General features: G+C 58.5%; 1 protein-coding gene. It reads left to right on the forward strand.

Annotation, left to right across the window (positions count from 1 at the left end):
- The coding region (locus ACYQ1H_RS15685; RefSeq protein WP_460028966.1) for an IS3 family transposase at positions 1–224 on the forward strand (224 nt) is incomplete at both ends.

Below are 224 nucleotides of genomic sequence, written 5' to 3' on the forward strand. Positions count from 1 at the left end.
TTACCAGGCGCTCCTTGAGCAACAGGGCTTCCTTTGCAGCATGAGCAGGAAGGGCGACTGTTACGACAATGCCGCCATGGAAAGCTTCTTTCATACCCTGAAGGTGGAGCAGGTGCATGGGGCCCGTTACCCCACCCGGGAAGCGGCCAAGGCCGAGGTCTTCGACTACATCGAGACCTACTACAACCCCAAGCGCCGCCATTCGACCCTCAACTACCAGTCAC

The sequence above is a fragment of the Methyloparacoccus murrellii genome, assembly GCF_054657115.1.